Below are 25,480 nucleotides of genomic sequence, written 5' to 3'. Positions count from 1 at the left end.
GGCCGTTCTGTCGACGGTTGTGTCAGCCGCCGGTGGCGGGGGACTTCTTGGCGGACTCGGGGATCGTGGCGTCCTCGCGGATCGCCTTCCAGAGCGTGCCGGCCTGCGGCTGTGCGGCGATCACCCGGTTCGGGTCGATCTTGTCGTACGCGACGGGGAGCATGATGGTCTCCATCGAACCCGGGTCGACGCCGTTCATCGAACGGGCGAACTCCGTGAGCGACTTGAGCGAGGCCAGGCCCTCGTCCGTGGTCAGCGACTTGGTCGCGGAGTTGGCGATCTTGTAGGCGCTGGTCGGACTGCCCAGCAGGTCCTGGGACTTGACCTCGCTCAGCAGGGCGAGCAGGAACTGCTGCTGGAGCCCGATGCGGCCGAGGTCGCTGCCGTCGCCGATGCCGTGGCGGGTGCGGACGTAGGACAGGGACTCCGTGCCGTTGAGCTTGTGGGGTCCGGCGGTCAGGTCGAGCCCGGAGGACTTGTCGTGGATGTCCTGCGGCACATCCACGGTGACACCGCCGATGGCGTCGACGAGGTCCTTGAACCCGGCGAAGTTGATCTCCAGGTAGTGGTCGATCCGGACACCGGACATCTTCTCGACGGTCTTGACCACACAGGCCGGACCGACCTGGGAGTAGACGGAGTTGAACATCCGGCGGTCCGCGGAGGGCACCTCGGTCCCGTCGGCCTTGGTGCACTCGGGCCGGGTCACCAGGGTGTCGCGGGGGATGGAGATGGCGACGGCCTTGCTGCGGCCCTCGGGGATGTGCACGACCATCGCCGTGTCGGACCGGGCGCCGCTGACGGCACCGCCGCCGCCCAGCTCCTTGTTCTCGGCCCCGGCGCGCGAGTCCGAGCCGAGGACCAGGAGGTTCTGTCCGCTGGTCGGGAGCTTCTCGGGGCGGTCGTCGCCAAGGGCCTTGTCGATGTCGACACCCTTGATGTTCCCGTCCAGTTGGCTGTACAGCCAGTAGCCGGTGCCGCCCGCCGCGATGACGAGAACCAGAACGGACAGCAGGATGGCCCGGCGTATGCGCTGGCCCCGTGTCCGCACACGCTTGCGCCCGCGGGAAGGGTTCTCCGGGGGGCTTTGGTGTCCGGGCGTGATGGCGTCTTGGCTCATCCTGAGTGAGTCCTCACAACTTATGGCCTGGTCGGGGCGCAGGTGATGGGGTGGGACTCGGGTGGGGGGTGGAGCCGGTCCGCGGTTTGCTGATGAGTGAGCACTATAGACAGTCGCTCTGGTGTACGTACGAAGTCTGTGGCGTGACTGTGACACGGCGGAGCGGACGGCGGAGCCGGGGAGCGGCGGTGGATCGTACGCCGGTGAGGCCTGGGGGGAGGCCTCCGCGCCGGGGCTTTAGGATGACAGCTTCGAAACATTGTACGAGATGTCGGAAGCCGGTTTTCGGAAAGGTGATCGCAGATCATGCCCGGACAGGATGCCCGTGCGACCTCGAAGGTCGTGCCTGAAACCGAGGCGCTGCGCGGTATCTGGCTCACCCGGGGGAAGGACGGCAGGCTCACTGCGTACGTCCCCGGCGACGGCGGTCTGCGGCGCTGGACCGAGACCCGCCCCGGCGGACCCGGATGGGGTGCCCCGGACGTCGTGCCGGGGCCGCGTCTCACGCATCTGGCCGTGACGCAGACCACCGAGGCTTACGTGCACTTCGTCGGCCGCCGTGAACGGACCGCGGCCGACGGCGGCGTCACCGTCGACATCGTGCACGCGATCCAGTACCAGACGGGCCGCCCCCCTTCTGCCTGGCACCCGTTGGGCACCCCGCACAAGGAAGGCCACCGGGGTGGCCCCCTCGGTGCGCCCGTCGCCGTCGTCAGCCGGCCCGGCGAGCTGCACATCGCCGTGCGCGACGGGGACGGCGGCATGAGGTTGCTCCGGGAGAAGCCCGGCGGCAGATGGGGTGTCTGGGGAGTCCTGCACGGCAAGAACATCAAAGGTGATCCCGCCGTGGTCGCGCTCGACTCCGGATGCGTCACGGTCCTCGCCGCGACGGACGAGGGAGCGCTGCACTGGCAGCAGGCGGAGCCCGGCGGCCGCTGGGGCGGGTCCGAGCGCCTGGGCGTCACGTTGACGCCCGGCTCGCCGGCCGCACTGGAGACGGCCCCCGGCAGTACGACGTACTACGGGACCGATCCGGCCGACGGTGTCGTGGCCTACCGTGCCGATACCGGGCCCATGCCCCTCGGTGGCGCCCCGGGCGAGGGCGCGCCGGCAGTGATCCGCACGGTCCTGGACGGCTTCGACTGCACGGTGCTGGCCCATCGCGGCGCGGGCGGCTGCGCGATCGTCGGCGTCGGGGTGACCGAGAAGGAGGCCGACGGTGTGTGGTGGTCCGACACCGGAGTGCCGTGCCTGACCACTCCGGCCCTGATCCACGATGCCCAGGGGCGGGTGGTGATGGCGGTGACCGGTGCGGACGGCGTTCCGCGCGTGGCGCGGCAGACGGACGGGCCGGGGCTGAGCTTCGAACCGTGGCGCGAGCTCTGAGGCGGTTCGGCCCGTTGCCGTACCGCCGCTGATCCGTCCCGGCACCGCGCACTTCTCCGAGCCGGTGAGCGACCGGGCGCGGAGTGCCGATGACCTGCCGGGGCGGCGCGGTGCTGAGCATATGATGATGTCGGACCCGTGTGGGTTCGATGGAGAACGGGTGAAGCGGAGAGGGTGTCACGGGTCATGCGGAGAAGAGGACCGGACTCCGCGAGCACTGCCCGCCCTCTCGCCCCGCCGCCCGAGAAGCACCAGATCGGCGGAGTACCCCGGGGCCGCTGGATGCCGCTCGGGAAGGACGGCAGGCTCACGCTCTACGCCCGCACGGACGGCGGTCTCCTGCGCTGGACCGAGCGGAGCCCGGGTGGTGACCGGTGGGACGGCCCGGACTTCGTACCGATCGCGGACCTGACGGATCTGACCGTCGTTCAGGGTGCCAACGCGTATGTGCACTTTCTCGGGCGGCGCGAGCGTCGTGGTTCCGACGGGCCGAGCGTGGACTTCGTGCACGCCGTCCAGTACCAGACCGGCCGTCCCGTCACCGAATGGCGCTCCCTCGGCAACTTCCACCGTGACCGGGAGGAGGGGCGGAAGGCGGGCGCCCCGGCCGGAGCGGTCGATGCCCAGGGGTCGGTCTTCGTCTTCGCGCGCAACGCGGGTCGCGGACTGCAGATGCGTCGCGAGGGCAAGGGCGGTAAATGGGGAGGCTGGCAGGACCTCAAGGGGTCCGGGCTCGCATCCGGACTCGTGACGTCGGTGACCTCCGGCGGACTCGTGGAGGTCTTCGCACCCGGTGATCGCGGGGCGCAGCAGTGGCGCCAGGAGAAGCCGGACGGCCCGCTGCTGATCGCTCAGCCCTTGCCGTTCCAGGCGCTGGACGGTTCCGTGACGGCGCTGGAGACGGCGCCCGACCGCTTCACCTACTACTGGACCGATACGAACGGGACGGGAGTGGTCTCCTATCGGGCGGGCGCCTGGCCCGTGCCGGTGGGCGGGTCCCCCGGGGACGGCGCCGTCGTGGCCCTGCGCACCCCGCTCGACGGCTATGACTGCACGGTTCTCGCGCAGCGCGGGGCGGGTGGCACTCTGCTGATCGGGGTCTGCGGTACCGAGGGGGAGCAGGGCGGCGTCTGGTGGTCGGACACCGCCGCGGAGTGCGACGGTGATCCCGCGCTGGCCCTCGACGGACACGGTCGTGTCGTCGTAGCGGTGTGCGGGCGGGACGGGTCCCTGTCCGTCGCCCGGCAGGAAACGGGGCCCGGGCTCACGCTCTCGCCGCACTGGCACCGGCTGTGACCTCAAGGTCCTTCCGGGGGCCGAGCGGCCGGTGCGTCACCTCGATGTCATGTGATGTTCGCGTGAAGTTGTAAAAGGTTGTACGGCTGCTCGGTGGGATTCATCACGGGCATATGTCGCGCATGTCCGCCTTTCTGGCTGGACGTTGATCTGCTTTTTATGTGAAGGTTCTGTGACTTGCTCGCCAGTGAGCGAGTACGACCGCTCGGTGGGGCGGTCTGCATGGTGGATGACAGGTTTCGGTCTCGTACCGTCCGTCGGCCGGTCACGACGTGGTGGCTGGTTGTGGCAGACGCTGGACCGCAGTGGCGTGGGTGGTGGATGCCTCGTGGTCGGTTCCGGTAATCCGGAGGCGGGATCGCTGGTTTCGGCGTATCGGTCCGTGGTGCCGGCGGGTGCGCGTAGAGGCATCGTCCGCAAGGTGCCGGCCCCGCTGCGCTCCGCCGTCAAGTCCTCGTTCACCTCCGTCGACACCGTCCGTTCGGCGACGGTGGTCTGGGCGATGGGCGGCCGCCGCAACGGGCCCCGGCACAGCGCGGGTTCCATGCGCCGAGTGGTACGTGTCAAGGGCCGGCACATGCACGCCCTGCTCGTGGAGGGCGCCACGGCGTGGGCTGCCCGGGCCCGCAATCTGCACATCCTCATCGCCGCGCTGGAGGCCGGGGGGATCGAGTACTTCTGTGTCCGCGGCGCCACGCATGACGTTCCGACGGTCGCGGTGCCCGCCGGGCTGCGCGAGTCGGCGCAGGAGATGCTCCAGATCGCCTTCGAGCAGACTCCGGGCTACGTGGGCGGGTCCTCCGAATCGGAGTCGGGCATGCGACCCGGCGACGACGCCAGGTCCTGGCGCCAGCTGCGCCGACACGACGCCCTCCGGGTCGCGTGGTACGTCACCGACCCCACCCAGGAACTCGTCTTCGGCGCCGATCAGGGCTGTGACCTCGAGTTCTGGGCGGAACGGGACGGCCGGTTGGAGGCACCCCGCCCCAACCGGGTGGTGGAAGACGTGGCGGTCGACGCACCCCGCCACACCGTCCCACAGGCCCTGTTCGCCCTGGTGCCCGGCGCCTACACCACGGGCAGCGCGCGCACCGTTGCCGAATTCACCCAGCCCCTGTCGGAGGACCACCTCTTCCCCATCGACGTCGTCTACACCTGGGTCGACGACTCCGACCCCCGATGGAGCGCCGAACGCGACGCCGTCCGCTCGGGACGGACGGGCGGTCAGACTCAGCCCCTGCACGCCCAGGCGGCCAACGACGCGCGCTTCACCAGCCGCGACGAGCTGCGCTACTCCCTGCGCTCCCTGCACCAGTACGCACCCTGGGTCCGCACCGTCTATCTGGTCACCGCCGGGCAGGTGCCCAGCTGGCTGGACACCGAAGCGCCGGGTCTCCAGGTCGTCGACCACCGCGAGATCTTCTCGGACCCCACCGCGCTGCCGACCTTCAACTCACACGCCATCGAAAGCCAGTTGCACCACATCGACGGCCTGTCCGAGCACTTCCTCTACCTCAACGACGACGTGTTCTTCGGCCGTCCGCTCGGCGCCGACCGCTTCTTCCACACCAATGGCCTGACCAAGTTCTTCCAGTCCAAGGCGCTCATCCCGAGCGGTCCCGCGGACGGGGACGACCTGCCGGTGAACGCGGCGGGCAAGAACAGCCGGGCCCTGATCGAGCGGTCCTTCGGCACCCGTATCGCGCAGAAGATGAAGCACACCCCGCATCCGCTGCGCCGCAGCATCCTCGCCGACATCGAGCTGGTTTACAGCGAGGACCACCACCGCACCCAGCACTCCCGCTTCCGGTCACCCGAGGACGTCCCGATCGCCTCGTCCCTGCACCACTACTACGGCTTCCACACCGGCCGTACGACCTCCGGGAACCTGCGCTACCAGTACATCGACCTTGCCGCCGACCAGGCCCGGCGCCGGCTGAACAACCTCCTCGCTCACCGGAACTTCGACACGTTCTGCCTGAACGACACCGTCGAGCATCCCGACCCGGAGGCCCAGGAGCACATGGTCAGGACCTTTCTCGACGCGTACTTCCCCGTCCCCAGCCGCTTCGAGCGGGTGGACTCGGACGAGTACCGCAACGTGAGCCGGTCCAGCGGGCCGGAGAAGGCCGAGATCCGAGGGTGAGCGAACCGCTCCTCCTGCCGCAGCACTCATCCCCCGTAACGAAAGTGAACCGCGTGTTTGACACCTCCAGCCGGGAAACGGCTGGCGAGACCTCCGTGGGCACCGGTCCTCGCCCGGAGCCCGCGTCGGCGCAACTGCGCAGGAGCCGTACGGAGCGGCAGGTCATCGTGGACATGCACAAGCGTGTCGCGCTGGTGCACGACCGTCTCACGCCGCTTGCCGCGCGTGAGCTGAACAACCTGGAAGTCCGTCGAGCCCTGGAGAACGAGGGGATCGACTGGTTCGCGGTGCCGGGCCTCGACGACACCGCCTCCGCGGTCGGCGTCGACGCGCGCCGCCGCCCCCAGGTCCTGGCGGCGCTCCGCGCACGGCTGTCCGGCAGCAAGGGCTACATCGCCCGCCCCAAGGCCGGCATGGCCCCCGGCGACGGCGCATGGGAGGGCTCGTCGGCCAAGACCTGGGAGCGGGCGAACGGCCTGCCCGTCGTGCGCGCCTTCTGGTTCCGCACCACGGAGGAAGGGCACCTGACACATGGTGCCGACACGGGCTGCGACATCGAGTTCTGGGAGCCCGAGGAGAGTGTGCCCGGCCAGGGAGTCGACCGCCTCGCCGCACCCCGCCGCAACCGCGCCAGCGAGCACGTCTCGCTCGGCCACGAGCAACTCGTCGTCCCCGGAGAGCAGATGACCAGGCTCGTGGGACGGGCCCACGAGTCCGAGGTGCCGCCGCTGCGCCCGACCCGCACCCGCCCCGAACTGGACATCCTCTTCCCCGACGAGCACCCCTTCCCCATCGACGTCGTGTACACCTGGGTGGACGGCGACGACCCGGCCTGGCAGCGGCGCCGCGCCGAGAGCCGCGGTGAGGTCTTCCACGCGGAGGCGGCGAGCCTGGCCCGCTATGTCTCCCGCGACGAGCTGAAGTACAGCCTTCGCTCGGTGCGGATGTTCATGCCGTGGGTGCGGAACATCTACATCGTCACCGACCAGCAGACCCCGCACTGGTGGGACGACGGCGACGGCAGGGCCCGCGTGGTGGACCACCGGGAGATCTTCGACGACCCCTCCCACCTGCCTACCTTCAACAGCCACGCGATCGAGTCCAGGCTGCACCACATCCCCGGACTGTCCCGCCACTTCGTCTACTTCAACGACGACATGTTCATCGGCAGGACCCTCACACCTTCCGCGTTCTTCCACCCGAACGGCATCGCCAAGTTCTTCCCGTCCCCGGCGCAGGTCCCCTACGGCCCCCCGGAGCCCGACGAGGTGCCCACCTCGGTCGCCGCGAAGAACAACCGCCGGCTGATCCAGGAGCGGTTCGGCCGCACGCTCGTACAGAAGATGAAGCACGTGCCGTACGCGCTCAACCGCGACATCCTCACCGCCATCGAGCAGGACTTCCCCGAAGAGCACCGGCGCACCTCCGCCAGCGCCGTGCGGAGCATCTCCGACCTGTCCATAGCCTCCTCGCTGCACCACTACTACAGCTACTACTCCGGGTGCAGCCTGCCCGGCGACCTCCGCTACGGCTACTTCGCGCTGGACGACCCCGAGCTAGAGCACAAGCTGGAACTGCTGCTGCTGCGCCGGGACCGCGACACCTTCTGCCTCAACGACTCGGCGAGCGACCCCGCCGAGATCGAGCATCAGAGCCAACTGCTCCACCGATTCCTCGAAGCCTTCTACCCGGTGCCGAGCCCGTACGAGAAGACGGCGGCCTGAGCCATGAACATCGAGATCCTGGTCCACACCCTGGCCACCGACTCCATCGGCGCACGGGCAGCCGCCCGGCTCGCCCAGTCCCTCGTTGCCAGACACCGGGTGAGCGTCGTCACCGTGCGAGGCGCCGCCGCACCGCACCCGGCGCTGCGGCTCCCGGAGAACGTCGCCGTCCTGGCCCTGGCCCCCTCGGTCGCGGCCGGCGACCGGGACGACGACAACACCTCGGAGCTCGTCATCGCCGGCGACCCCGAGTTCCGGCGCTACAACCGCGCCGACGACGGAAGGCTCCGCAAGCATCTGTCCGCGAGCGGCGCCGACGTGGTGATCGCCCTCAGCTCGGCGCTCGGCGCGGCCCTGGCCCAGTGCCGCGTCCCCCACGCGCGGCGCATCGCCCGCCAGCCGGCACCGGTCGAGCGGCTCCCGGAATCGGTGCGCGCCCGCTGGACCGAGCTCTACCGCGAACTGGACGCCGTCGTCCCGCTCACCCAGGGCGACGCCGCCGCCCCCGAATACCAGGCGCTTCGCGCCGCAGGCGTAGGGGTGCGCCACATCGCCGAACCGGTGCTGCTCGCCGACAGCCCCGACAAACCGACGACGGGCGTGGTGATCAGCGCCGGGCGGCTGGTCTCGCACCGGCGCGTCGACCTGGCGCTGCACGCCTTCGCCCAGACCTGCGCGGCTCAACCGGGCTGGCAGCTGAGGGTGTTCGGCACCGGTCCGCTGCGCCGGGAGACCCGCGAACTGGTCACCGCGCTGGGACTCCATGACCATGTGCTGCTGTTCGACCGGGAAGCCGGCGAAGAGGACTTCTACGACGCCGACATCGCCCTGGTGACCGCGGAGCGGCTGGACAGTGCCCGCCCGGTGGTGGAAGCACTCGCCCAGGCCACGCCCGTGGTCGCCACGGAGGTGCCCTGCGGAGCGCCCGAGGTCTTCGCCGACGGCCACGGCGGGCTGCTGGTGCCGGTCGGTGACGTCGATGCCACGGCCCGCGCCCTGGAGCACTACATGGCGGACGAGCGACTGCGCTCCGCACACCGGGTCCAGGCCCTGCGGACCGCGCAGTCCGCAGGCACGGAGCAGGTCGGCGACGCGTACGAGGAACTGTTCAAGGCGGTCAAGGCCGGGGTACGCGGCCGCTGGGGCAAGGGAAGGCGCACGGGCGGCGGCGCGCCCGCCGAGAGCCGCCCGCTGCCCACCGCCGACTGCCGAGTGCTGCCGAACGGAGCCTGGGAGATCGCCTTGCGCGGCGTGTCCGGCGCCCGCACGGTGCGCGTCAAGGACCAGGGCAAAGGCCGCGAGACGGCGGTCGACTTCGCCGTCGAGAGCGGCGGCACCCGGGCCCTGATCGACGCTCGCGCGCTCGCCGTGCTGGGCGAGGGCCGCGCCGACCTCTACGTGGTGGACGGCAAGGGCAGGGAACGGCGCCTGCGCTACGGGCGGTGCACGCTCGGCGGGGCACGCGACGTCGGACACCTCGGTGACCTGGACCACTTCCACTGGGTGCTGCCGTACGCGACCGAGGGCGGCTATCTGCGCCTGCGGGTCTGGTCCCGGCCGAGCCACGCCGAGCTGGTGACCGTCGACTACAGCGACACGAGCCTGTGGCTGACGGGCTGGCTGCAGGGGGAGTGGCAGCTCGCCGGTGAACTGTCGCTGCTGCTGCGCCGGCGCCAGGAGCCCGCGAGCACGCTGGCGGCCGGCCGGGTGCGCTTCGAGGACGGCTGGTTCGGCGCGGAGCTGAACATGAGTGAGGCCATGAGGGCCCGGTTGCTCATGCGCGAGAACTGGGACGTGCTGCTCACCGACAGCAGCGGCAGAAAGCCGGTCAGAGTGGCGCGCATCGCCGACGACCAGGTGGTCAGGCGCGATGTGCAGCGCTTCCCGGAGCTGGTGCAGGAGGAGCCGACGGACCTGTTCGGCCCCGACGTCGGCCGTGCCGTCGTCGGACTGCGCCCCTACTTCACCGCGGACAACGAACTCTCGCTCGTGGTGACCGAGCACCACTGACCGCGGCCCTTACGGACCTCGAGAATCCCAGAGGACACTTGTGCGGATCTCCTTCCTGCTCCACAGCATCGACAACTTCGGCGGGGTACCGCGGGCGACCAGCAGCCTGGCCTCCGCGCTGGCGGTCCGCCACGAGGTGGAGATCGTCTCGGTCTTCCGTACGGCGGACCGGCCGTCCTTCCCGCCGTCCGGCGACGTGACCGTGCGCTACCTGGTCGACCGGCGCGAAGGGGCTGCGCAGGCCAAGGGCGGCAAACCGTCCCGGATCATGCCGCGCGAGGACGACTGGGCCGACCAGTACACCGAGGAGGCCGATGGTCTGATCCTCGGTCACCTGGGCAGTTGCGGCGCCGATGTCGTGATCGCCGCCCGGCCGACGTTCGCCGCGTACTTCCTCGCCCATGGACGGCACGGCTACGGGCGCGTGGTCATCGACCACGAGGGCTCGATGGTGCCCTCCCAGGAGCTGCGCGAGCGGACGCTGGAGCTGTACCGGGAGATGGACGGCGTCGTCTGCCTCACCCGGGCCGACATGAACAACTACCAGCGACAGCTGGGCGACCGGGCACCCCTGCTCGCCGGCATCGGCAACATCGTGCCGCCGCCGGCCCGGCACGCCCCGGTGCGCGGGCTGCCGCTGATCGCCGCCGCGGGACAGCTCGTGCCGCGCAAGGGCTTCGACACGCTGATCAACGCGTTCGCCCAGGTCGCCCCCCAGCACCCGCAGTGGCGGCTGCGCATCTTCGGCCGCGGGCCCGAGCAGGCACGGCTCCAGGAACTCGTGCACGCGCACGGGCTCAGCGATGCCGTCCGCCTCATGGGCGCGCTGCCCGACCTCACAGCCGAGTGGGACAAGGCCTCCTTCGTGGTGAGCGCGGCCCGTCGCGAGTCCTTCGGTCTCACCATGGTGGAGGCCATGCACCACGGGCTTCCGGTTCTCGCGGCCGACGCGCCCTTCGGTCCCGGCGAGATCGTCGTCCCGGGCCGCAACGGCATCCTGGTTCCCGTCGGCGACGAGGACGCCATGGCCCAGGCGATGCGCTACCTCATCGAACAGCCGGCCGAGCGGGAGAAACTGTCCCAGGGCGCCTACGCCACGGCCCCGCTCTACAGCGCCGAGCAGATCGCCTTCCGCTACGACGCGTTCCTGCGGGACGTGGTGGCCTCCGTACCGAAGGAGCACGCCGCCGCAGCCACGACCGCCGACCCGTCCGGTGTCCCGGCGGAGGTGCTGGTGCGCGGCGACGGCGCGATCGAGGTCCGCGCGCTGCTGCAGCCCGGCGCGGAGCCCCCCGCGCTGTGCGTCACCCCGCGCAGGGGCGAGACGCTGGTCAGGCTGGCTGCCCTGGGTACATCGGTGGACGAGGCGACGGGCATTCTGCGGTCGGTGTACGCGGTCCCCGCCGAACCGCCGGTCCTCGCCGAGGGCCGCTACGACCTCGACCTGGAGCTGCCGGACGGCCAACGCCGGCCGCTCGCCGTGGAGGGCGTCCACACCGGTGGTCTGCTGGTCCGCCGGATTCCGGCGGAAGGTCCCGCGTACTGGCCCGTGCCCTACCGCACGGCGGACGGCCGCCTGTCGGTCTTCGTACGTCATCGCGTGGAGCATGCCGAGGTGCATGCCGTGCTGGTGGGACAGGACGGCTGGGTCGTGCGCGGCGGCCTGGTGGCGCCGCCGGGCACCGACCTCGCCGGGCTGCGGCTGTGGGCCATGCCCCGCAAGGGGAGTGTCGCGTCCACGGTGTCGGGCCCGGTATCCGTGGGGCACGACGGCGCCTTCGAGGCACATCTGCCGTTCGCCGGAGTGGTGGCCGCCTCGTCCGGCGGCCACGACGACTGGGACCTGTGGCTGGAGCGTGAACCCGGCCAACCGCGCATCCGGCTGGCGCGCTTCTTCGACGACATCCTGGAGCGCAAGCGGATCGACGTCTATCCCACGCAGCGCTGGCACCACCCGACGCAGGGCCCGGCGCGCGGAAGGGTCTTCTTCACGCCCGGCAACGAGCTGTCCTTCACCGTCAGCCCCGACAAGGCCTGACACCCCTTTCTTCCGGAGTGCACACCTTCATGTCTACGCACCACCGCCGTACCCGCAAGGCCGTCATCCCGGCCGCGGGTCTCGGCACCCGATTCCTCCCCGCGACCAAGGCGACTCCCAAGGAAATGCTCCCGGTCGTGGACCGGCCCGCCATCGAGTACGTGGTGGCGGAGGCCGTACGCAGCGGACTCGACGACGTACTCATGGTCACCGGCCGTAACAAGCGGGCCCTGGAGGACCACTTCGACCGCGCCTACGAGCTGGAGCACCTGCTGGAGCTGAAGGGCGACACGGACAAGCTGCGCCAGGTCCGTGAGTCGAGCGAACTGGCCGACGTCCACTACGTGCGGCAGGGCAACCCCCTCGGCCTGGGCCACGCCGTCCTCTGCGCCGAACCGCATGTCGGTGACGCCCCGTTCGCGGTGCTGCTCGGCGACGACCTCATCGACGAGCGCGATCCGCTGCTTGCCCGGATGCTGGAGGTCCAGGAGCAGCGTGGCGGCAGCGTCGTGGCGCTCATGGAGGTCGAGGACGACCGGACGCATCTGTACGGCTGCGCGGCCGTGGCCCCCCTGGACGACGAGGCGGGCGACGTGCTGGCCGTCACCGATCTCGTGGAGAAGCCCGAACCCGGCACTGCGCCCAGCAACCTCGCCGTGATCGGCCGGTACGTCCTCGCCCCGCAGATCTTCGAGATCCTGCGCAGGACTCCGCCGGGCCGCGGCGGCGAGATCCAGCTGACCGACGCCCTGCGCCAGCTGGCCCTCGACCCGACGCTCGGCGGTCCCGTGCACGCGGTGGTCTTCGGCGGCCGCCGTTACGACACCGGGGACCGCGGCGACTACCTGCGTGCCGTCGTCCGGCTGGCGTGCGAGCGCGAGGACCTCGGCCCGGACTTCCGCGCCTGGCTCGGCGAGTTCGTACAGGAAGAGAACATCCGCTGGCAGACCGGTCCCTGACAGGGCGAGACCAAGACAACGAGGGCCGTACGGGAGCGATCCCGTACGGCCCTCGTGGCGTTCACCGTGACGGTGTTACGCCGGAACGCTCGCCACGCCCTGCGCCAGGAACTTCTTCCCGTTGACCCGCTCGGAGACGCCCTCACGGTCCAGGTACGGCGTGATCCCGCCCAGGTGGAAGGGCCAGCCCGCACCGGTGATCAGGCAGAGGTCGATGTCCTGGGCCTCGGCGACGACGCCCTCGTCCAGCATCAGACCGATCTCCTGCGCCACCGCGTCCAGGACGCGGTCGCGGACCTGCTCCTCGGACAGGACGGTGTCGCCCTGCTTCAGGAGTGCGGCGACCTCCGGGTCCAGCTCCGGCTTGCCGGAGTCGTACACGTAGAAGCCGCGCTTGCCGGCCTTGACGACCGCCGCGAGGTTCTCGGAGACGGTGAAGCGCTCCGGGAAGGCGCGGTTCAGGGTCTCGGAGACGTGCAGGCCGATCGCCGGGCCGACCAGCTCCAGGAGCACCAGCGGGGACATCGGCAGGCCGAGCGGCTCGATGGCCTTCTCCGCGACCTCGACCGGGGTGCCCTCGTCGATGACGTTCTGGATCTCGCCCATGAAGCGGGTGAGGATGCGGTTGACGACGAACGCCGGGGCGTCCTTCACCAGGACCGCGGTCTTCTTCAGCTTGCGGGCGACACCGAAGGCCGTGGCCAGCGAGGCGTCGTCGGTCAGCTCGCCGCGGACGATCTCCAGCAGCGGGAGGATCGCGACCGGGTTGAAGAAGTGGAAGCCGACGACCCGCTCGGGGTTCTTCAGCTTCGACGCCATCTCGGTGACCGAGAGGGAGGAGGTGTTGGTGGCGAGGATCGCGTGCGCCGGGGCGACCGCCTCGACCTCCGCGAACACCTGCTGCTTGACGCCGATCTCCTCGAAGACGGCCTCGATGATGAAGTCGGCGTCGGAGAAGCCCTCAGCCTTGTCCAGCACACCGGAGACCAGGGCCTTCAGGCGGTTGGCCTTGTCCTGGTTGATGCGGCCCTTGCCGAGCAGCTTCTCGATCTCGGCGTGGACATAGCCCACACCCTTGTCGACCCGCGCCTGGTCGATGTCGGTCAGCACGACCGGCACCTCAAGGCGGCGCAGGAACAGCAGGGCGAGCTGCGAGGCCATCAGGCCCGCGCCCACCACGCCGACCTTGGTGACCGGACGGGCCAGGGCCTTGTCCGGGGCACCGGCCGGGCGCTTGGCGCGCTTCTGGACCAGGTTGAACGAGTAGATCCCGGAGCGCAGCTCGCCGCCCATGATCAGGTCCGCGAGGGCCTGGTCCTCACGGTCGAAGCCGGCACCCAGGTCGCCGTCCTTGGCCGCGGCGATGATCTCCAGCGCGCGGTACGCGGCCGGGGCGGCGCCGTGCACCTTGGAGTCGGCGACGGCCTTGCCACGCGCGACGGCCTGGTCCCAGGCGTCACCGCGGTCGACCTCGGGGCGCTCCACCGCGACCGTGCCGTTCAGCACGTCCGCGGTCCAGATCAGCGACTGCTCCAGGAAGTCCGCACCCTCGAAGAGGGCGTCGGCGATCCCGAGCTCGAAGACCTGCTTGCCCTTGAGCTGACGGTTCTGGTTCAGCGAGTTCTCGATGATCACCGAGACCGCGCGGTCGGCGCCGATCAGGTTGGGAAGCAGCGCGCAGCCGCCCCAGCCGGGGACCAGACCGAGGAAGACCTCGGGCAGCGAGAACGCGGGCAGCGCCTTGGAGACGGTGCGGTACGAGCAGTGCAGACCGACCTCGACACCGCCGCCCATCGCCGCGCCGTTGTAGTACGCGAACGTGGGGACCGCGAGTCCGGACAGCCGACGGAAGACGTCGTGGCCGCCCTTGCCGATGGCGAGCGCGTCCTTGTGCTCCTTCAGCAGCTCGACGCCCTTGAGGTCGGCGCCGACCGCGAAGATGAACGGCTTGCCGGTGATCCCGATGCCGGTGATCGCGCCCTCGGCGGCCTCCTTCTCGACCTGGTCGATCGCGGCGTTCAGGTTCGCCAGCGACTGCGGTCCGAAGGTGGTCGGCTTGGTGTGGTCCAGGCCGTTGTCCAGGGTGATGAGAGCGAAGTTGCCCGCACCGCCCGGAAGGTCCAGGTGGCGTACGTGCGCCTGGGTGACGACCTCGCCGGGGAACAGCTCGGCCGCACCCTTCAGAAGCTCAGTGGTGGTCGTGCTCACTTGTTGCCTCCGTCGAAGTGCGGGTTCTCCCAGACGACCGTCGCGCCCATGCCGAAGCCGACGCACATGGTCGTCAGGCCGTAGCGGACCTCCGGCTGCTCCTCGAACTGGCGGGCCAGCTGAGTCATCAGCCGGACACCGGAGGAGGCCAGCGGGTGGCCGTAGGCGATCGCGCCGCCGTACTGGTTCACACGCGCGTCGTCGTCGGCGATGCCGTAGTGCTCCAGGAAGGCGAGCACCTGCACGGCGAACGCCTCGTTGATCTCGAAGAGACCGATGTCCGAGATGGACAGGCCGGCCTTCGACAGGGCCTTCTCCGTCGCCGGGATCGGGCCGTAGCCCATGACCTCCGGCTCGACGCCCGCGAAGGCGTAGGAGACGAGGCGCATCCTGACCGGGAGGCCCAGCTCGCGGGCGACGTCCTCGGCGGCGAGCAGCGAGGCGGTGGCGCCGTCGTTGAGACCCGCGGCGTTGCCGGCCGTCACGCGGCCGTGGGCGCGGAACGGGGTCTTCAGACCGGCCAGGGACTCCATGGTGGTGCCCGGACGCATCGGCTCGTCGGCGGTGACCAGACCCCAGCCCGTCTCACCGGCCTCCGGGTTGGTGCGGCGCACGGAGACCGGCACCAGGTCCTGCTGGATCTTGCCGTTGGCGTACGCCTTGGCGGCCTTCTCCTGCGAACGCACCGCGTACTCGTCGGCGCGCTGCTTGGTGATCGTGGGGTACCGGTCGTGCAGGTTCTCCGCGGTCATGCCCATGAACAGGGCGGACTCGTCGACCAGCTTCTCCGACACGAAGCGCGGGTTCGGGTCCACGCCCTCGCCCATCGGGTGGCGGCCCATGTGCTCGACACCACCGGCGACGACGACGTCGTACGCGCCGAAGGCGATCGAGCCGGCCGTCGAGGTGACGGCGGTCAGGGCGCCCGCGCACATGCGGTCGATGGAGTAACCGGGGACGGACTGCGGCAGACCGGCCAGGATTCCGGCGGTACGGCCGAGCGTGAGGCCCTGGTCGCCGATCTGGGTGGTCGCGGCGATGGCGACCTCGTCGATCTTTGCGGGGTCCAGGTCCGGGTTGCGGCGCAGCAGCTCCCGGATGGCCTTCACGACGAGATCATCGGCGCGGGTCTCGTGGTAGATGCCCTTCGGGCCCGCTTTGCCGAACGGGGTGCGGACGCCGTCGACGAAGACGACGTCCCGGATGGTACGAGGCACGGTGGCTCTCCTCCAGGGTGCGGGATGGCACTGCTGCGGGGCACGCCCGAGGGCGCGCCGCCACCCTCATGCTACTTGCGGGTAACCAGACTGCCCAGTCCTTGTGGCGGGAGCGGCGAAGGTCACATCGGCGAAATGGCCCGGTCGGCCCCGAAACGGGGCCGACCGGGCCATGGAGCGAACGTGGTGAACGGCCCTCGGGCCGCGCCAACCTGGCGTGAATACGCCCCTGTCCGATGCCTGTCCGACGCCTTCTCAGGCCTCCGAAGCGAGCGCACGCAGCAGGATCGGGGCCACTTGTCCGATCTGCCAGTGCCGCGCCCCGTATCCGATGAGCGCGTTCTCGACCGTGTCCGGCGTCAGGTTCTTCGGCGGTTCCCAGCACACCCGGCGCACGGTGTCCGGGGTGATGAGGTTCTCCTGCGGCATGTTCAGCCGTTCCGCGAGCTCGGACACGGCCGAGCGGGCCGCCGACAGCCGGGCCGCGGCGGCCGGGTCCTTGTCTGCCCAGGCGCGCGGCGGCGGCGGTCCGGCCAGGGGCTGGCCGGGCTGCGGGAGCTCCGAGTCGGGCAGTTCCTTCGCCCGGTCCACGGCCGCCTGCCACTGCTCCAGCTGGCGCCGGCCCATGCGGTGGCCGAAGCCGGGCAGCGCGGTCAGTGCCTGGGCGTTCGGCGGGAGCGAGAGGGCGGCCTCCACGATCGCGGCGTCGCCGAGCACCTTGCCCGGGGAGATGTCGCGGCGCTGGGCGATCTGGTCACGCATGGTCCACAGCTCCCGGACCACCGCCATCTGCCGGCGCCGGCGGACCTTGTGCATGCCCGACGTGCGGCGCCAGGGGTCCTGGCGCGGGGGAGCGGGCGGCGCCGAGGCGATGGCGGCGAACTCCTCCTGCGCCCACTCCAGCTTGCCCTGCTGGTCGAGCTCCTCCTCCAGGGCGTTGCGCAGGTCGATCAGCAGCTCGACGTCGAGCGCCGCGTAGCGCAGCCAGGGGTCGGGCAGCGGGCGGGTCGACCAGTCGACGGCCGAGTGCCCCTTCTCCAGGGAGTAGCCGAGCACGCTCTCGACCATCGCGCCGAGGCCGACCCGCGGGAACCCGGCCAGCCGTCCGGCCAGCTCGGTGTCGAAGAGCCCGGTCGGTGTCATCCCTATCTCGCGCAGACAGGGCAGGTCCTGGGTCGCCGCGTGCAGGATCCACTCGGTTCCGTGCAGGGCCTCCCCGAGCCCGGACAGGTCGGGGCAGCCGACCGGGTCGACGAGCGCGCTGCCCGCGCCGTCGCGGCGCAGCTGTACGAGATAGGCGCGCTGTCCGTACCGGTAACCGGAGGCGCGCTCGGCGTCCACGGCCACCGGGCCGGAGCCCGCGGCGAAGGCGGCGATCACCCCGGCCAGGGCGTCGTCGGAGGCCACCACCGGTGGAATGCCCTCGCGAGGTTCGAGCAAGGGGATCGGCGCCGGGGCGACGTCGTCCGGGGGGGCGCCCCCGGTGGTTCGCAGTGAAGTGTCTGCTGCGGTCTCTTGGGCGTCGGTCACGTGTCAAGGGTATCTGTGTATGTACGGCGCCCGTCGACGGAATGATCCGTCGACGGGCGCCGATGCATGTATTCCAGCCGGTTCCGCATTTCTGCACACCGGCGGGGGTGCGGTTTCGTTGCGGATTCAGTGGATGATGCCCGTTCGCAGAGCGACGGCGACCATGCCTGCGCGGTCTCCGGTGCCGAGCTTGCGGGCGATTCGGGCGAGGTGGCTCTTGACGGTGAGGGCGGACAGCCCCATGGAGACGCCGATGGCCTTGTTGGACTGCCCTTCGGCGACGAGCCGCAGGACCTCCACCTCGCGGCCGGACAGTTCGCGGTAGCCGCCCGGGTGGCTCGGGGTGCCGGGGGGCCGGCGGTGCATACGGGCGGCGGTGGCGCCGATGGGTGCGACGCCGGGACGGGTGGGGTGGCCGATGTTGGTACGGGTGCCGGTGACGACGTAGCCCTTGACGCCGCCCGCGAGGGCGTTGCGCACCGCGCCGATGTCATCGGCGGCGGAGAGGGCGAGGCCGTTCGGCCAGCCGGCGGCTCGGGTTTCGGACAGCAGGGTCAGCCCGGAACCGTCGGGCAGATGGACGTCGGCTACGCAGATGTCGCGCGGGTTGCCGACGCGGGGGCGGGCCTCCGCGATGGACGACGCCTCGATGACGTCACGTACTCCGAGTGCCCACAGATGGCGGGTGACGGTGGAACGGACGCGCGGGTCGGCCACGACGACCATGGCCGTCGGCTTGTTCGGGCGGTAGGCGACCAGGCTTGCGGGCTGCTCGAGGAGAACGGACACCAGGCCTCCTGGGGAGTGGCGGGACGGGCCGGCTCGGGGATGAAGCCGGGGCGAACCGTGCTTGAAGGGTCACTGACTCCTTCGGCAGCAGACCCCTGCTCCTTTAGGGGAAGATCACTATTTGGTGAGTAACAATTCGGGCAAATAGGACGCGCGATCGATTGTACGAAAAGAGAGCCGGTAAACGTGCGAGGCTCCGTGACGCAGTGTCACGGAACCTCGAGGGGGTGGGAACGGGGTGAGAACGCGGAGTGCCGCCCCACGGAAGAGCGCGGGGCGGCACCTTGCGGAACAACGCGTGGGCAGCGCCCTACGGAACCTGCGGCCCGCGCCGCTGCGGAAGCGTCACCACCGCCGCGTCCACCGGCTCCGACGGCGGCAGGCCCGCGATCTGGCACAGCAGGTCGCCCCACGCCATCAGATGCGCCGCCGTGTCCGGCACACCTCCGCGGCCCTCGCGCGGCGTCCACGACGCCCGGATCTCGATCTGCGTCGCCGGGCGCCGCGTCGCCAGGGCGCCGAAGTAGTGCGAACCCGCCCGGGTGACCGTGCCGCCCGCCTCCCCGTACGACAGACCGCGCGCCTCCAGTGCGCCGGTCAGCCACGACCAGCACACCTCCGGCAGCAGCGGATCGGAGGCCATCTCCGGCTCCAGTTCGGCGCGCACCAGCGTCACCAGCCGGAAATTGCCCTGCCAGGCCTCGTGCCCGTCAGGGTCGTGGAGCAGGACGAGCCGCCCGTCGGCAAGATCGTCCTCGCCGTCGACGACCGCCGCCTCCAGTGCGTACGCGTACGGAGCCAGGCGTTTCGGTGGCCTCGTCGGCTCCACCTCCAGCTCGGGCCTCAGCCGCGCCGAGCGCAGCGCGTCCACCGCCGAACGGAACGCGGGCGGGACGGAACCACCCTCCGCACTGTCCGTGCTGTCAGCACCATCGGATTGATCGGAGAAGTGTCCCTGCGCCGGAGCCATGCGGGGAAGAGTAGGCGGAACCGGAGCCTCGCGCGCGGAAGGACACCCGTGCGGGGCAGGGCTCCTTCCGCATGCGTGCGAAGATTCTGTGCGTGAGCGCCATTGACCGCCCCTCGGGCCACCAGACGAAGACCTCCGCCACCCACGACTCGGTGTTCCTGAAGGCATGCCGGCGCGAGCCCGTGCCGCACACGCCGGTCTGGTTCATGCGTCAGGCGGGGCGCTCGCTGCCCGAGTACCTGAAGGTGCGCGAAGGCATCCCGATGCTCGACTCCTGCATGATGCCGGAGCTCGTCGCCGAGATCACGATGCAGCCGGTCCGCCGCCACAAGGTCGACGCCGCGGTCTACTTCAGCGACATCGTCGTCCCGCTCAAGGCCATCGGCATCGACCTCGACATCAAGCCCGGCATCGGGCCGGTGATCGCCGAGCCGATCCGTACCCGCTCCGACCTGGCCCGGCTGCGCGACCTCACCCCCGAGGACGTCTGGTACGTCACCGAGGCCATGGGCCTGCTCACCGCCGAGCTGGGCGACACGCCGCTGATCGGATTCGCGGGAGCGCCGTTCACCCTCGCGAGCTACCTCGTGGAGGGCGGCCCGTCCCGCAACCACGAGCACACCAAGGCCCTGATGTACGGCGACCCGGAGCTCTGGGCCGACCTGCTCGACCGCCTCGCCGAGATCACCGGCGCCTTCCTCAAGGTCCAGATCGAGGCCGGTGCCTCCGCCGTGCAGCTCTTCGACTCCTGGGTGGGCGCCCTGGCCCCCGCCGACTACCGCCACTCGGTGCTGCCCGCCTCGGCGAAGGTCTTCGACGCCGTCGCCTCGTACGACGTCCCGCGCATCCACTTCGGTGTCGGCACCGGTGAGCTGCTCGGCCTCATGGGCGAGGCCGGCGCGGACGTCGTCGGCGTCGACTGGCGGGTCCCGCTGGACGAGGCCGCGCGCCGCGTCGGCCCCGGCAAGGCGCTCCAGGGCAACCTCGACCCCGCCGTGCTCTTCGCCCCGACCGCCGCGGTGGAGGCCAAGACCCAGGAGGTGCTGGACGCCGCCGCGGGCCTGGAGGGCCACATCTTCAACCTGGGCCACGGCGTGATGCCGAACATGGACCCGGACGCGCTGTCGCGGCTCGTCGAGTACGTCCACACGAGCACCGCACGCTGAACGACGGGCAAGGCGGGAACCGCTCAGGCGGTGCCCGCCTTCCGCAGCGCTGTCACCGTCTTGCGGGCCGCCACCAGGACCGGGTCCCAGACCGGCGAGAACGGCGGGGCGTAGCCCAGGTCCAGTGACGTCATCTGCTCGACCGTCATCCCCGCGGTGAGCGCCACCGCCGCCACGTCCACCCGCTTCGCCGCCCCGTCCCGGCCCACGATCTGCACGCCCAGCAGCCGCCCCGTGCGGTACTCCGCGAGCATCTTCACCGTCATGGACTGCGCCCCCGGGTAGTAGCCCGCCCGGCCCGTCGACTCGATCGTCGCCGTGACGAAGCGCAGGCCCACCGCGCGGGCGTCCTTCTCGCGCAGACCGGTACGGGCGATCTCCAGGTCACAGACCTTGCTCACCGCCGTACCCACCACGCCCGGGAACGTCCCGTAGCCGCCGGCGACGTTGGACCCGATGATCTGGCCGTGCTTGTTGGCGTGCGTGCCCAGCGCGATGTGGCGGGTGCGGCCCGCCACCAGGTCGAGCACCTCGACGCAGTCGCCGCCCGCCCAGATGTTGTCGTGGCCCACGACCCGCATCGACAGATCGGTGAGCAGCCCGCCGTGCGGGCCGACCGGCAGGCCGACGGCGCGGGCCAGTGTCGTCTCCGGCTCGACGCCGATGCCGAGCACCACCACGTCCGCCGGGTAGGACGCACCGGCCGTCTCGACGGCGGCGACCCGGCCGTCCTGCCCGGTGCGGATCGCGGTGACCGCGGCCCGGTTCACCGTGGTGATGCCGAGCCCGTCCATCGCGTCATGGACGAGGCGCCCCATGTCCGGGTCGAGCGTCGCCATCGGCTGCTCGCCGCGATTGAGCACGGTCACATCGAAGCCGCGCTTCAGCATCGCCTCGGCCACCTCGACCCCGATGTAGCCCGCGCCGACGACGACCGCGCGGCGCCCCTCGGAGCCTTCCGTCCGGTTCAGGGAGTCCAGCAGGGCCTGCCCGTCGTCCAGGGTCTGCACGCCGTGCACCCCGGCCGCGTCCATGCCGGGCAGCGCGGGCCGGACGGGGCGGGCTCCCGTCGCGATCACCAGCTTGTCGAAGCCGGTCCAGGAGGTCTCGCCCGAGTCCCGGTCCAGGGAGCGCACCCGCTGCCCCGCGACATCGATCTCCGTCACCTCGGTGCGCATCCGCAGGTCGATGGAGCGGGCCCGGTGCTCCTCGGGGGTCCGCGCGATCAGGTCGTCCCGCTCCGCCACGTCGCCGCCGACCCAGTACGGGATGCCGCAGGCGGAGTACGAGGTGAAGTGGCCCCGCTCGAAAGCGGTGATGCTCAGCTCGTCCGGGCCCTTGAGCCGGCGCGCCTGGGACGCGGCGGACATGCCCGCCGCGTCACCGCCGATGACCACCAGTCGTTCCGCCGTCATGCCAGGTCCCTTCGACGCACAGTCCGAAGGGCCCACGCTACGGCGCCGGGGCCCCGGGGGCTGCTACTCGGCCGTCGGCGGCTGCTGTCCCGCCTTCCCGCCCCGGCGGCGCAGCAGCCGCCACAGGACCAGCAGGACGGCCGCAGCGGCCAGGAACGGGGCCGTGGCGCCCACCGCCATCGCGAGCCACCGCAGCATCGTCAGGAAGGCGTGCCAGCCGCCGCTGAGCGCGTCCACGAACCCCGGGTCGTCGTTGTCGCCCTCGGGCGCCGACTCCGGCTCCGTCAGATCGAGCGTGATGGTGGCCAGCGTCGTACGGTCCTTGAGTGAGGCCTGCTGGGCGAGCAGGGACTCCAGAGTGGCCTGACGGCTGCTCAGTTCGCCTTCCAGGGTCACCACATCGGCCAGCCTCTCGGCCTGGTCCATCAGCTTGCGCACCCGCGTCACACTCGCCCGCTGCGTGGCGATCCGGCTGTCCACGTCGACGACCTGGTCGGTGACGTCCTTCGCGCTCGATGTACGGGAGAGCAGCTTCCCCGCCCCGGAGAGCTCGCGCAGCACACTGTCGTACTCGCCCTGGGGCACGCGCAGGACGAGATGCGAGGAGTCGTGCGTGTCGTCCACCTGCTCGGTGGACTCGTTGGCGACCAGCCCGCCCGCGTTCTGCGCGACCGTACGCGCGGCTGCCGCCGCCTTGGACGCGCTCTTCACCTCCACGGACAGGTAGGCGGTGCGGATGACGTGCGTGGCGGTCACCGGATTCGGCTTGCTCGGCGCCCCCGACTTCGCCGCGCCCTCCTTGGCGTCGGCTGCCGCCTCCCCGGCGGCGGCAGCCTTGTTCTGTCCGCCGTTCCGTTCGCCGGCGGACAGGGCGCGCTCGTCGGATGAGGAGGCGCCGTCGCTGTCCCCGGCCGCGCCGCAGCCGCTCAGCGCGAGGACGGCGGTGAGCAGTCCGGCGGCGAGCGCGGTTCGGGTGCGGCTGCCCGCTCGTCTGCCGGTACGGGTGATGGGTGCTGCCTGCATAACTGTCCCCCCAGGACGGGTGATTGATGGCGTCGGTTCGACGTACGAGTCGGTGGTCCGGGTTTCGGGAAACCGGTTTCGAAGCGGTCACGGTCAGGACTCGGTAGAGGTTTGAGAGAGTGGGGGCATGCAGCGTTCAACACACCGTGCGGACAGGGCCCCCGGCCACGTCGTCGTCATCGGCGGCGGCATCGCCGGACTCGCGGCCGCCCACCGGCTCCTCGGCACCGGGCTGAGGGTCACCCTCCTGGAGGCGACCGACCGGCTCGGCGGCAAGCTCATGACCGGTGAGGTCGCGGGTGTGCAGGTCGACCTCGGCGCCGAGTCGATGCTCGCCCGGCGGCCGGAGGCGGTCGGCCTGGCCCGCGCCGCCGGCCTCGGCGACCGGCTCCAGCCGCCCGCCACCGCCACCGCCGCGCTGTGGACGCGCGACGCACTGCGCCCCATGCCCAAGGGCCATGTGATGGGCGTACCGGGCGACCCGTCGGTCCTCGGTGAGGTGCTGTCGCCCGAGGGCCTCGCGCGTATCGCCCAGGAACGCGATCTGACCCCGACCGCCGTCGGTGACGACGTGGCCGTCGGCGCGTACGTGGCGGACCGGCTCGGCCGCGAGGTCGTCGACCGGCTGGTCGAGCCGCTCCTGGGCGGGGTGTACGCGGGCGACGCCTACCGGATCTCGATGCGCGCCGCCGTACCGCAGCTCTTCGAGGTCGCCCGGCAGGCCGGCTCCCTGCTCGACGGGGTCACCCGCATCCAGGAGCAGGCCGCCGCCCGGCAGCAGACCGGGCCGGTCTTCCAGGGGATCGCCGGAGGCCTCGGCACCCTGCCGGGCGCCGTGGCCGACGCCGTACGCGCCGGGGGAGGCGAGATCCTCACCGAGACCCCCGTCCTGGGCCTGACCCGTACTGCCGACGGCTGGGACGTACGCACCGACACCCGGGTGATCACCGCCGACGGCATCGTCCTCGCCGCCCCGGCCTGGTCCGCCTCCCCGCTGCTCGCCGCCGAGTCCCCGGCCGCCTCCGCCGAGCTCGCGGGCGTCGAGTACGCGTCGATGGCCCTGGTCACCATGGCCTTCCGGCGGTCCGACGTGACGGGCTCCAAGGCCTTCGACGGCCGCTCCGGCTTTCTGGTGCCCCCGGTCGACGGCCACACCATCAAGGCCGCCACCTTCTCCACCCACAAGTGGCAGTGGGTCGCCGACGCGGCACCGGACCTGTTCGTCCTGCGGACCTCGGTGGGCCGCTACGGCGAGGAGGACCATCTGCACCGCGAGGACGCCGAGCTCGTCGGCGTCTCGCTGGCCGACCTCGCCGCGGCGACCGGACTGACCGCGAAACCCGTCGCCACCGAGGTCACCCGGTGGATCGGCGGACTGCCCCAGTACCCCGTGGGCCATCTCGGCCGGGTCGCCCGGATCCGCGAGGAGGTCGCGAAACTGCCCGCGCTGCGCGTGTGCGGCGCGGTCTACGACGGGGTCGGCATCCCCGCCTGCATCGCGAGCGCCCACCGTGCCGCGGACGAGATCGCCCGGGACGTCGTGGGAGGGACCGCCCCGGGAGCGAACGGCACGGGAGCCGGCGACGCGGAGAACGGCGGAGAGATCATCGCCACCCCCACCCTGGTTCAGGGCACACGGAGCGAGGCGGGACAATAGCCGTATGAGTGCTCCTGAGACTGTGACATCAAGCAAGGCCCCCAACGCCGGCAAGAAGGCGAAGGACCTCAACGACGTCGTCCGCTACACCCTGTGGTCCGTCTTCAAGCTGCGCGACGTGCTGCCCTCGGACACGGACCGCGCAGCGTACTCCGGTGAGGTCCAGGAGCTGTTCGACCAGCTCGCGGCCAAGGACATCACCGTGCGCGGCACCTATGACGTCTCGGGTCTGCGCGCCGACGCCGACGTCATGATCTGGTGGCACGCCGAGACCTCGGACGCGCTGCAGGAGGCGTACAACCTCTTCCGTCGCACCCGCCTCGGCAAGAGCCTCGACCCGGTCTGGTCGAACATGGCGCTGCACCGCCCCGCCGAGTTCAACAAGTCGCACGTCCCGGCGTTCCTCGCCGACGAGACGCCGCGCGACTACATCAGCGTGTACCCCTTCGTGCGCTCCTACGACTGGTACCTGCTGCCCGACGAGGACCGTCGCCGCATGCTCGCCGACCACGGCAAGATGGCCCGCGGATTCCCCGACGTGCGCGCCAACACCGTCGCCTCCTTCTCCCTCGGCGACTACGAGTGGGTGCTGGCCTTCGAGGCCGACGAGCTGCACCGCATCGTCGACCTGATGCGTCACCTTCGGGCCTCCGAGGCGCGGATGCACGTCCGCGAAGAGGTCCCCTTCTACACCGGCCGGCGCAAGTCGGTCGCAGACCTGGTGGCCGGGCTCGCGTAGCGAGCGGGTTCCGACCACCCCAACCCGGAAGATCAGACGGCGGAGTCACCGGCACCCTGTGCCGGCCGCCGTTCCAGCGACACCGGG

At 71.1% G+C, this 25,480-nt stretch carries 18 protein-coding genes; 10 read left to right on the top strand and 8 right to left on the bottom strand.

What is annotated here, in order from left to right; translation table 11 throughout:
- Positions 1-22: 22 nt before the first annotated feature.
- Positions 23-1,120: an LCP family protein gene (locus OG912_RS04720; RefSeq protein ID WP_326739494.1), complete on the bottom strand. Its 1,098-nt coding sequence runs from the start codon at positions 1,118-1,120 to the stop codon at positions 23-25.
- 306 nt (positions 1,121-1,426) lie between these two features.
- Between OG912_RS04720 and OG912_RS04715 the strand changes: the two genes are divergently transcribed.
- The 7 genes from OG912_RS04715 (at position 1,427) to galU (ending at position 12,679) form a co-directional block, all read left to right on the top strand.
- The gene (locus OG912_RS04715; RefSeq protein WP_327708313.1) at positions 1,427-2,506 is read left to right on the top strand and encodes a hypothetical protein; all 1,080 of its coding nucleotides are present in this window, start codon (positions 1,427-1,429) and stop codon (positions 2,504-2,506) included.
- Between the two features lie 186 nt (positions 2,507-2,692).
- Positions 2,693-3,802: a hypothetical protein gene (locus OG912_RS04710; RefSeq protein ID WP_327708312.1), complete on the top strand. Its 1,110-nt coding sequence runs from the start codon at positions 2,693-2,695 to the stop codon at positions 3,800-3,802.
- A 382-nt stretch (positions 3,803-4,184) separates the two neighbouring features.
- Positions 4,185-5,948, top strand: a complete 1,764-nt coding sequence (locus OG912_RS04705) for a stealth family protein (protein ID WP_327713338.1) — start codon at positions 4,185-4,187, stop codon at positions 5,946-5,948.
- Positions 5,949-6,001: 53 nt separating this feature from the next.
- Positions 6,002-7,672: a stealth family protein gene (locus tag OG912_RS04700; RefSeq protein WP_327708311.1), complete on the top strand. Its 1,671-nt coding sequence runs from the start codon at positions 6,002-6,004 to the stop codon at positions 7,670-7,672.
- Between the two features lie 3 nt (positions 7,673-7,675).
- Positions 7,676-9,682: a glycosyltransferase gene (locus OG912_RS04695; protein ID WP_327708310.1), complete on the top strand. Its 2,007-nt coding sequence runs from the start codon at positions 7,676-7,678 to the stop codon at positions 9,680-9,682.
- A gap of 40 nt (positions 9,683-9,722) precedes the next feature.
- Entirely contained in the window at positions 9,723-11,720 is a 1,998-nt protein-coding gene (locus OG912_RS04690; RefSeq protein WP_327708309.1) for a glycosyltransferase, read from the top strand.
- A 29-nt stretch (positions 11,721-11,749) separates the two neighbouring features.
- Positions 11,750-12,679, top strand: a complete 930-nt coding sequence (galU, locus tag OG912_RS04685; RefSeq protein WP_327708308.1) for a UTP--glucose-1-phosphate uridylyltransferase GalU — start codon at positions 11,750-11,752, stop codon at positions 12,677-12,679.
- A gap of 75 nt (positions 12,680-12,754) precedes the next feature.
- Here galU and OG912_RS04680 read toward each other — a convergent pair whose 3' ends face one another.
- The 5 genes from OG912_RS04680 to OG912_RS04660 form a co-directional block, all read right to left on the bottom strand.
- On the bottom strand, positions 12,755-14,887 hold the full coding sequence (locus OG912_RS04680) for a 3-hydroxyacyl-CoA dehydrogenase NAD-binding domain-containing protein (RefSeq protein WP_327708307.1): 2,133 nt from the start codon (positions 14,885-14,887) through the stop codon (positions 12,755-12,757).
- On the bottom strand, positions 14,884-16,104 hold the full coding sequence (locus OG912_RS04675; protein ID WP_219566512.1) for a thiolase family protein: 1,221 nt from the start codon (positions 16,102-16,104) through the stop codon (positions 14,884-14,886). The genes OG912_RS04680 and OG912_RS04675 overlap by 4 nt, the downstream gene beginning before the upstream one ends.
- 255 nt (positions 16,105-16,359) lie before the next feature.
- Complete coding sequence (locus OG912_RS04670; RefSeq protein ID WP_327708306.1) at positions 16,360-17,634, bottom strand: ribonuclease D; 1,275 nt, start codon at positions 17,632-17,634, stop codon at positions 16,360-16,362.
- Positions 17,635-17,760: 126 nt separating this feature from the next.
- Positions 17,761-18,423 (bottom strand): helix-turn-helix transcriptional regulator, encoded by a 663-nt coding sequence (locus tag OG912_RS04665; protein WP_093899280.1) that lies wholly within the window; start codon positions 18,421-18,423, stop codon positions 17,761-17,763.
- Between the two features lie 310 nt (positions 18,424-18,733).
- The gene (locus OG912_RS04660; RefSeq protein WP_326739505.1) at positions 18,734-19,393 is read right to left on the bottom strand and encodes a DUF3000 domain-containing protein; all 660 of its coding nucleotides are present in this window, start codon (positions 19,391-19,393) and stop codon (positions 18,734-18,736) included.
- Positions 19,394-19,485: 92 nt separating this feature from the next.
- On the opposite strand from OG912_RS04660, the gene hemE reads away from it, so the two are divergent.
- Entirely contained in the window at positions 19,486-20,559 is a 1,074-nt protein-coding gene (gene hemE, locus OG912_RS04655) for a uroporphyrinogen decarboxylase (RefSeq protein ID WP_327708305.1), read from the top strand.
- Between the two features lie 23 nt (positions 20,560-20,582).
- Here the strand turns inward: hemE and OG912_RS04650 are convergent, their stop codons facing one another.
- Entirely contained in the window at positions 20,583-21,974 is a 1,392-nt protein-coding gene (locus OG912_RS04650) for an FAD-dependent oxidoreductase (RefSeq protein WP_327708304.1), read from the bottom strand.
- A gap of 63 nt (positions 21,975-22,037) precedes the next feature.
- Positions 22,038-22,997 carry a DUF4349 domain-containing protein gene (locus OG912_RS04645; RefSeq protein WP_327708303.1) on the bottom strand — a complete coding sequence of 320 codons (960 nt, stop codon included), beginning with the start codon at positions 22,995-22,997 and terminating at the stop codon, positions 22,038-22,040.
- A 127-nt stretch (positions 22,998-23,124) separates the two neighbouring features.
- On the opposite strand from OG912_RS04645, the gene hemG reads away from it, so the two are divergent.
- Entirely contained in the window at positions 23,125-24,654 is a 1,530-nt protein-coding gene (hemG, locus tag OG912_RS04640) for a protoporphyrinogen oxidase (protein WP_327708302.1), read from the top strand.
- A 4-nt stretch (positions 24,655-24,658) separates the two neighbouring features.
- Positions 24,659-25,393 carry a hydrogen peroxide-dependent heme synthase gene (hemQ, locus tag OG912_RS04635; protein WP_326739510.1) on the top strand — a complete coding sequence of 245 codons (735 nt, stop codon included), beginning with the start codon at positions 24,659-24,661 and terminating at the stop codon, positions 25,391-25,393.
- Positions 25,394-25,480: the final 87 nt, after the last annotated feature.

It is taken from the genome of Streptomyces sp. NBC_00464 (assembly GCF_036013915.1).
Classification (GTDB): domain Bacteria; phylum Actinomycetota; class Actinomycetes; order Streptomycetales; family Streptomycetaceae; genus Streptomyces.
Note: the sequence above shows the minus strand (reverse complement) of the source record. Positions and strands in the feature narration are given on the sequence as shown.

What these genes read in the sequence shown, in the direction of transcription:
- OG912_RS04720 (WP_326739494.1), bottom strand. Translation starts at nt 1,120, where the DNA reads ATGAGCCAAGACGCCATCACGCCCGGACACCAAAGCCCCCCGGAGAAC.
- OG912_RS04715 (WP_327708313.1), top strand. Translation starts at nt 1,427, where the DNA reads ATGCCCGGACAGGATGCCCGTGCGACCTCGAAGGTCGTGCCTGAAACC.
- OG912_RS04710 (WP_327708312.1), top strand. Translation starts at nt 2,693, where the DNA reads ATGCGGAGAAGAGGACCGGACTCCGCGAGCACTGCCCGCCCTCTCGCC.
- OG912_RS04695 (WP_327708310.1), top strand. Translation starts at nt 7,676, where the DNA reads ATGAACATCGAGATCCTGGTCCACACCCTGGCCACCGACTCCATCGGC.
- galU (WP_327708308.1), top strand. Translation starts at nt 11,750, where the DNA reads ATGTCTACGCACCACCGCCGTACCCGCAAGGCCGTCATCCCGGCCGCG.
- OG912_RS04660 (WP_326739505.1), bottom strand. Translation starts at nt 19,393, where the DNA reads ATGGCTCCGGCGCAGGGACACTTCTCCGATCAATCCGATGGTGCTGAC.
- OG912_RS04650 (WP_327708304.1), bottom strand. Translation starts at nt 21,974, where the DNA reads ATGACGGCGGAACGACTGGTGGTCATCGGCGGTGACGCGGCGGGCATG.
- OG912_RS04645 (WP_327708303.1), bottom strand. Translation starts at nt 22,997, where the DNA reads ATGCAGGCAGCACCCATCACCCGTACCGGCAGACGAGCGGGCAGCCGC.
- hemG (WP_327708302.1), top strand. Translation starts at nt 23,125, where the DNA reads ATGCAGCGTTCAACACACCGTGCGGACAGGGCCCCCGGCCACGTCGTC.
- hemQ (WP_326739510.1), top strand. Translation starts at nt 24,659, where the DNA reads ATGAGTGCTCCTGAGACTGTGACATCAAGCAAGGCCCCCAACGCCGGC.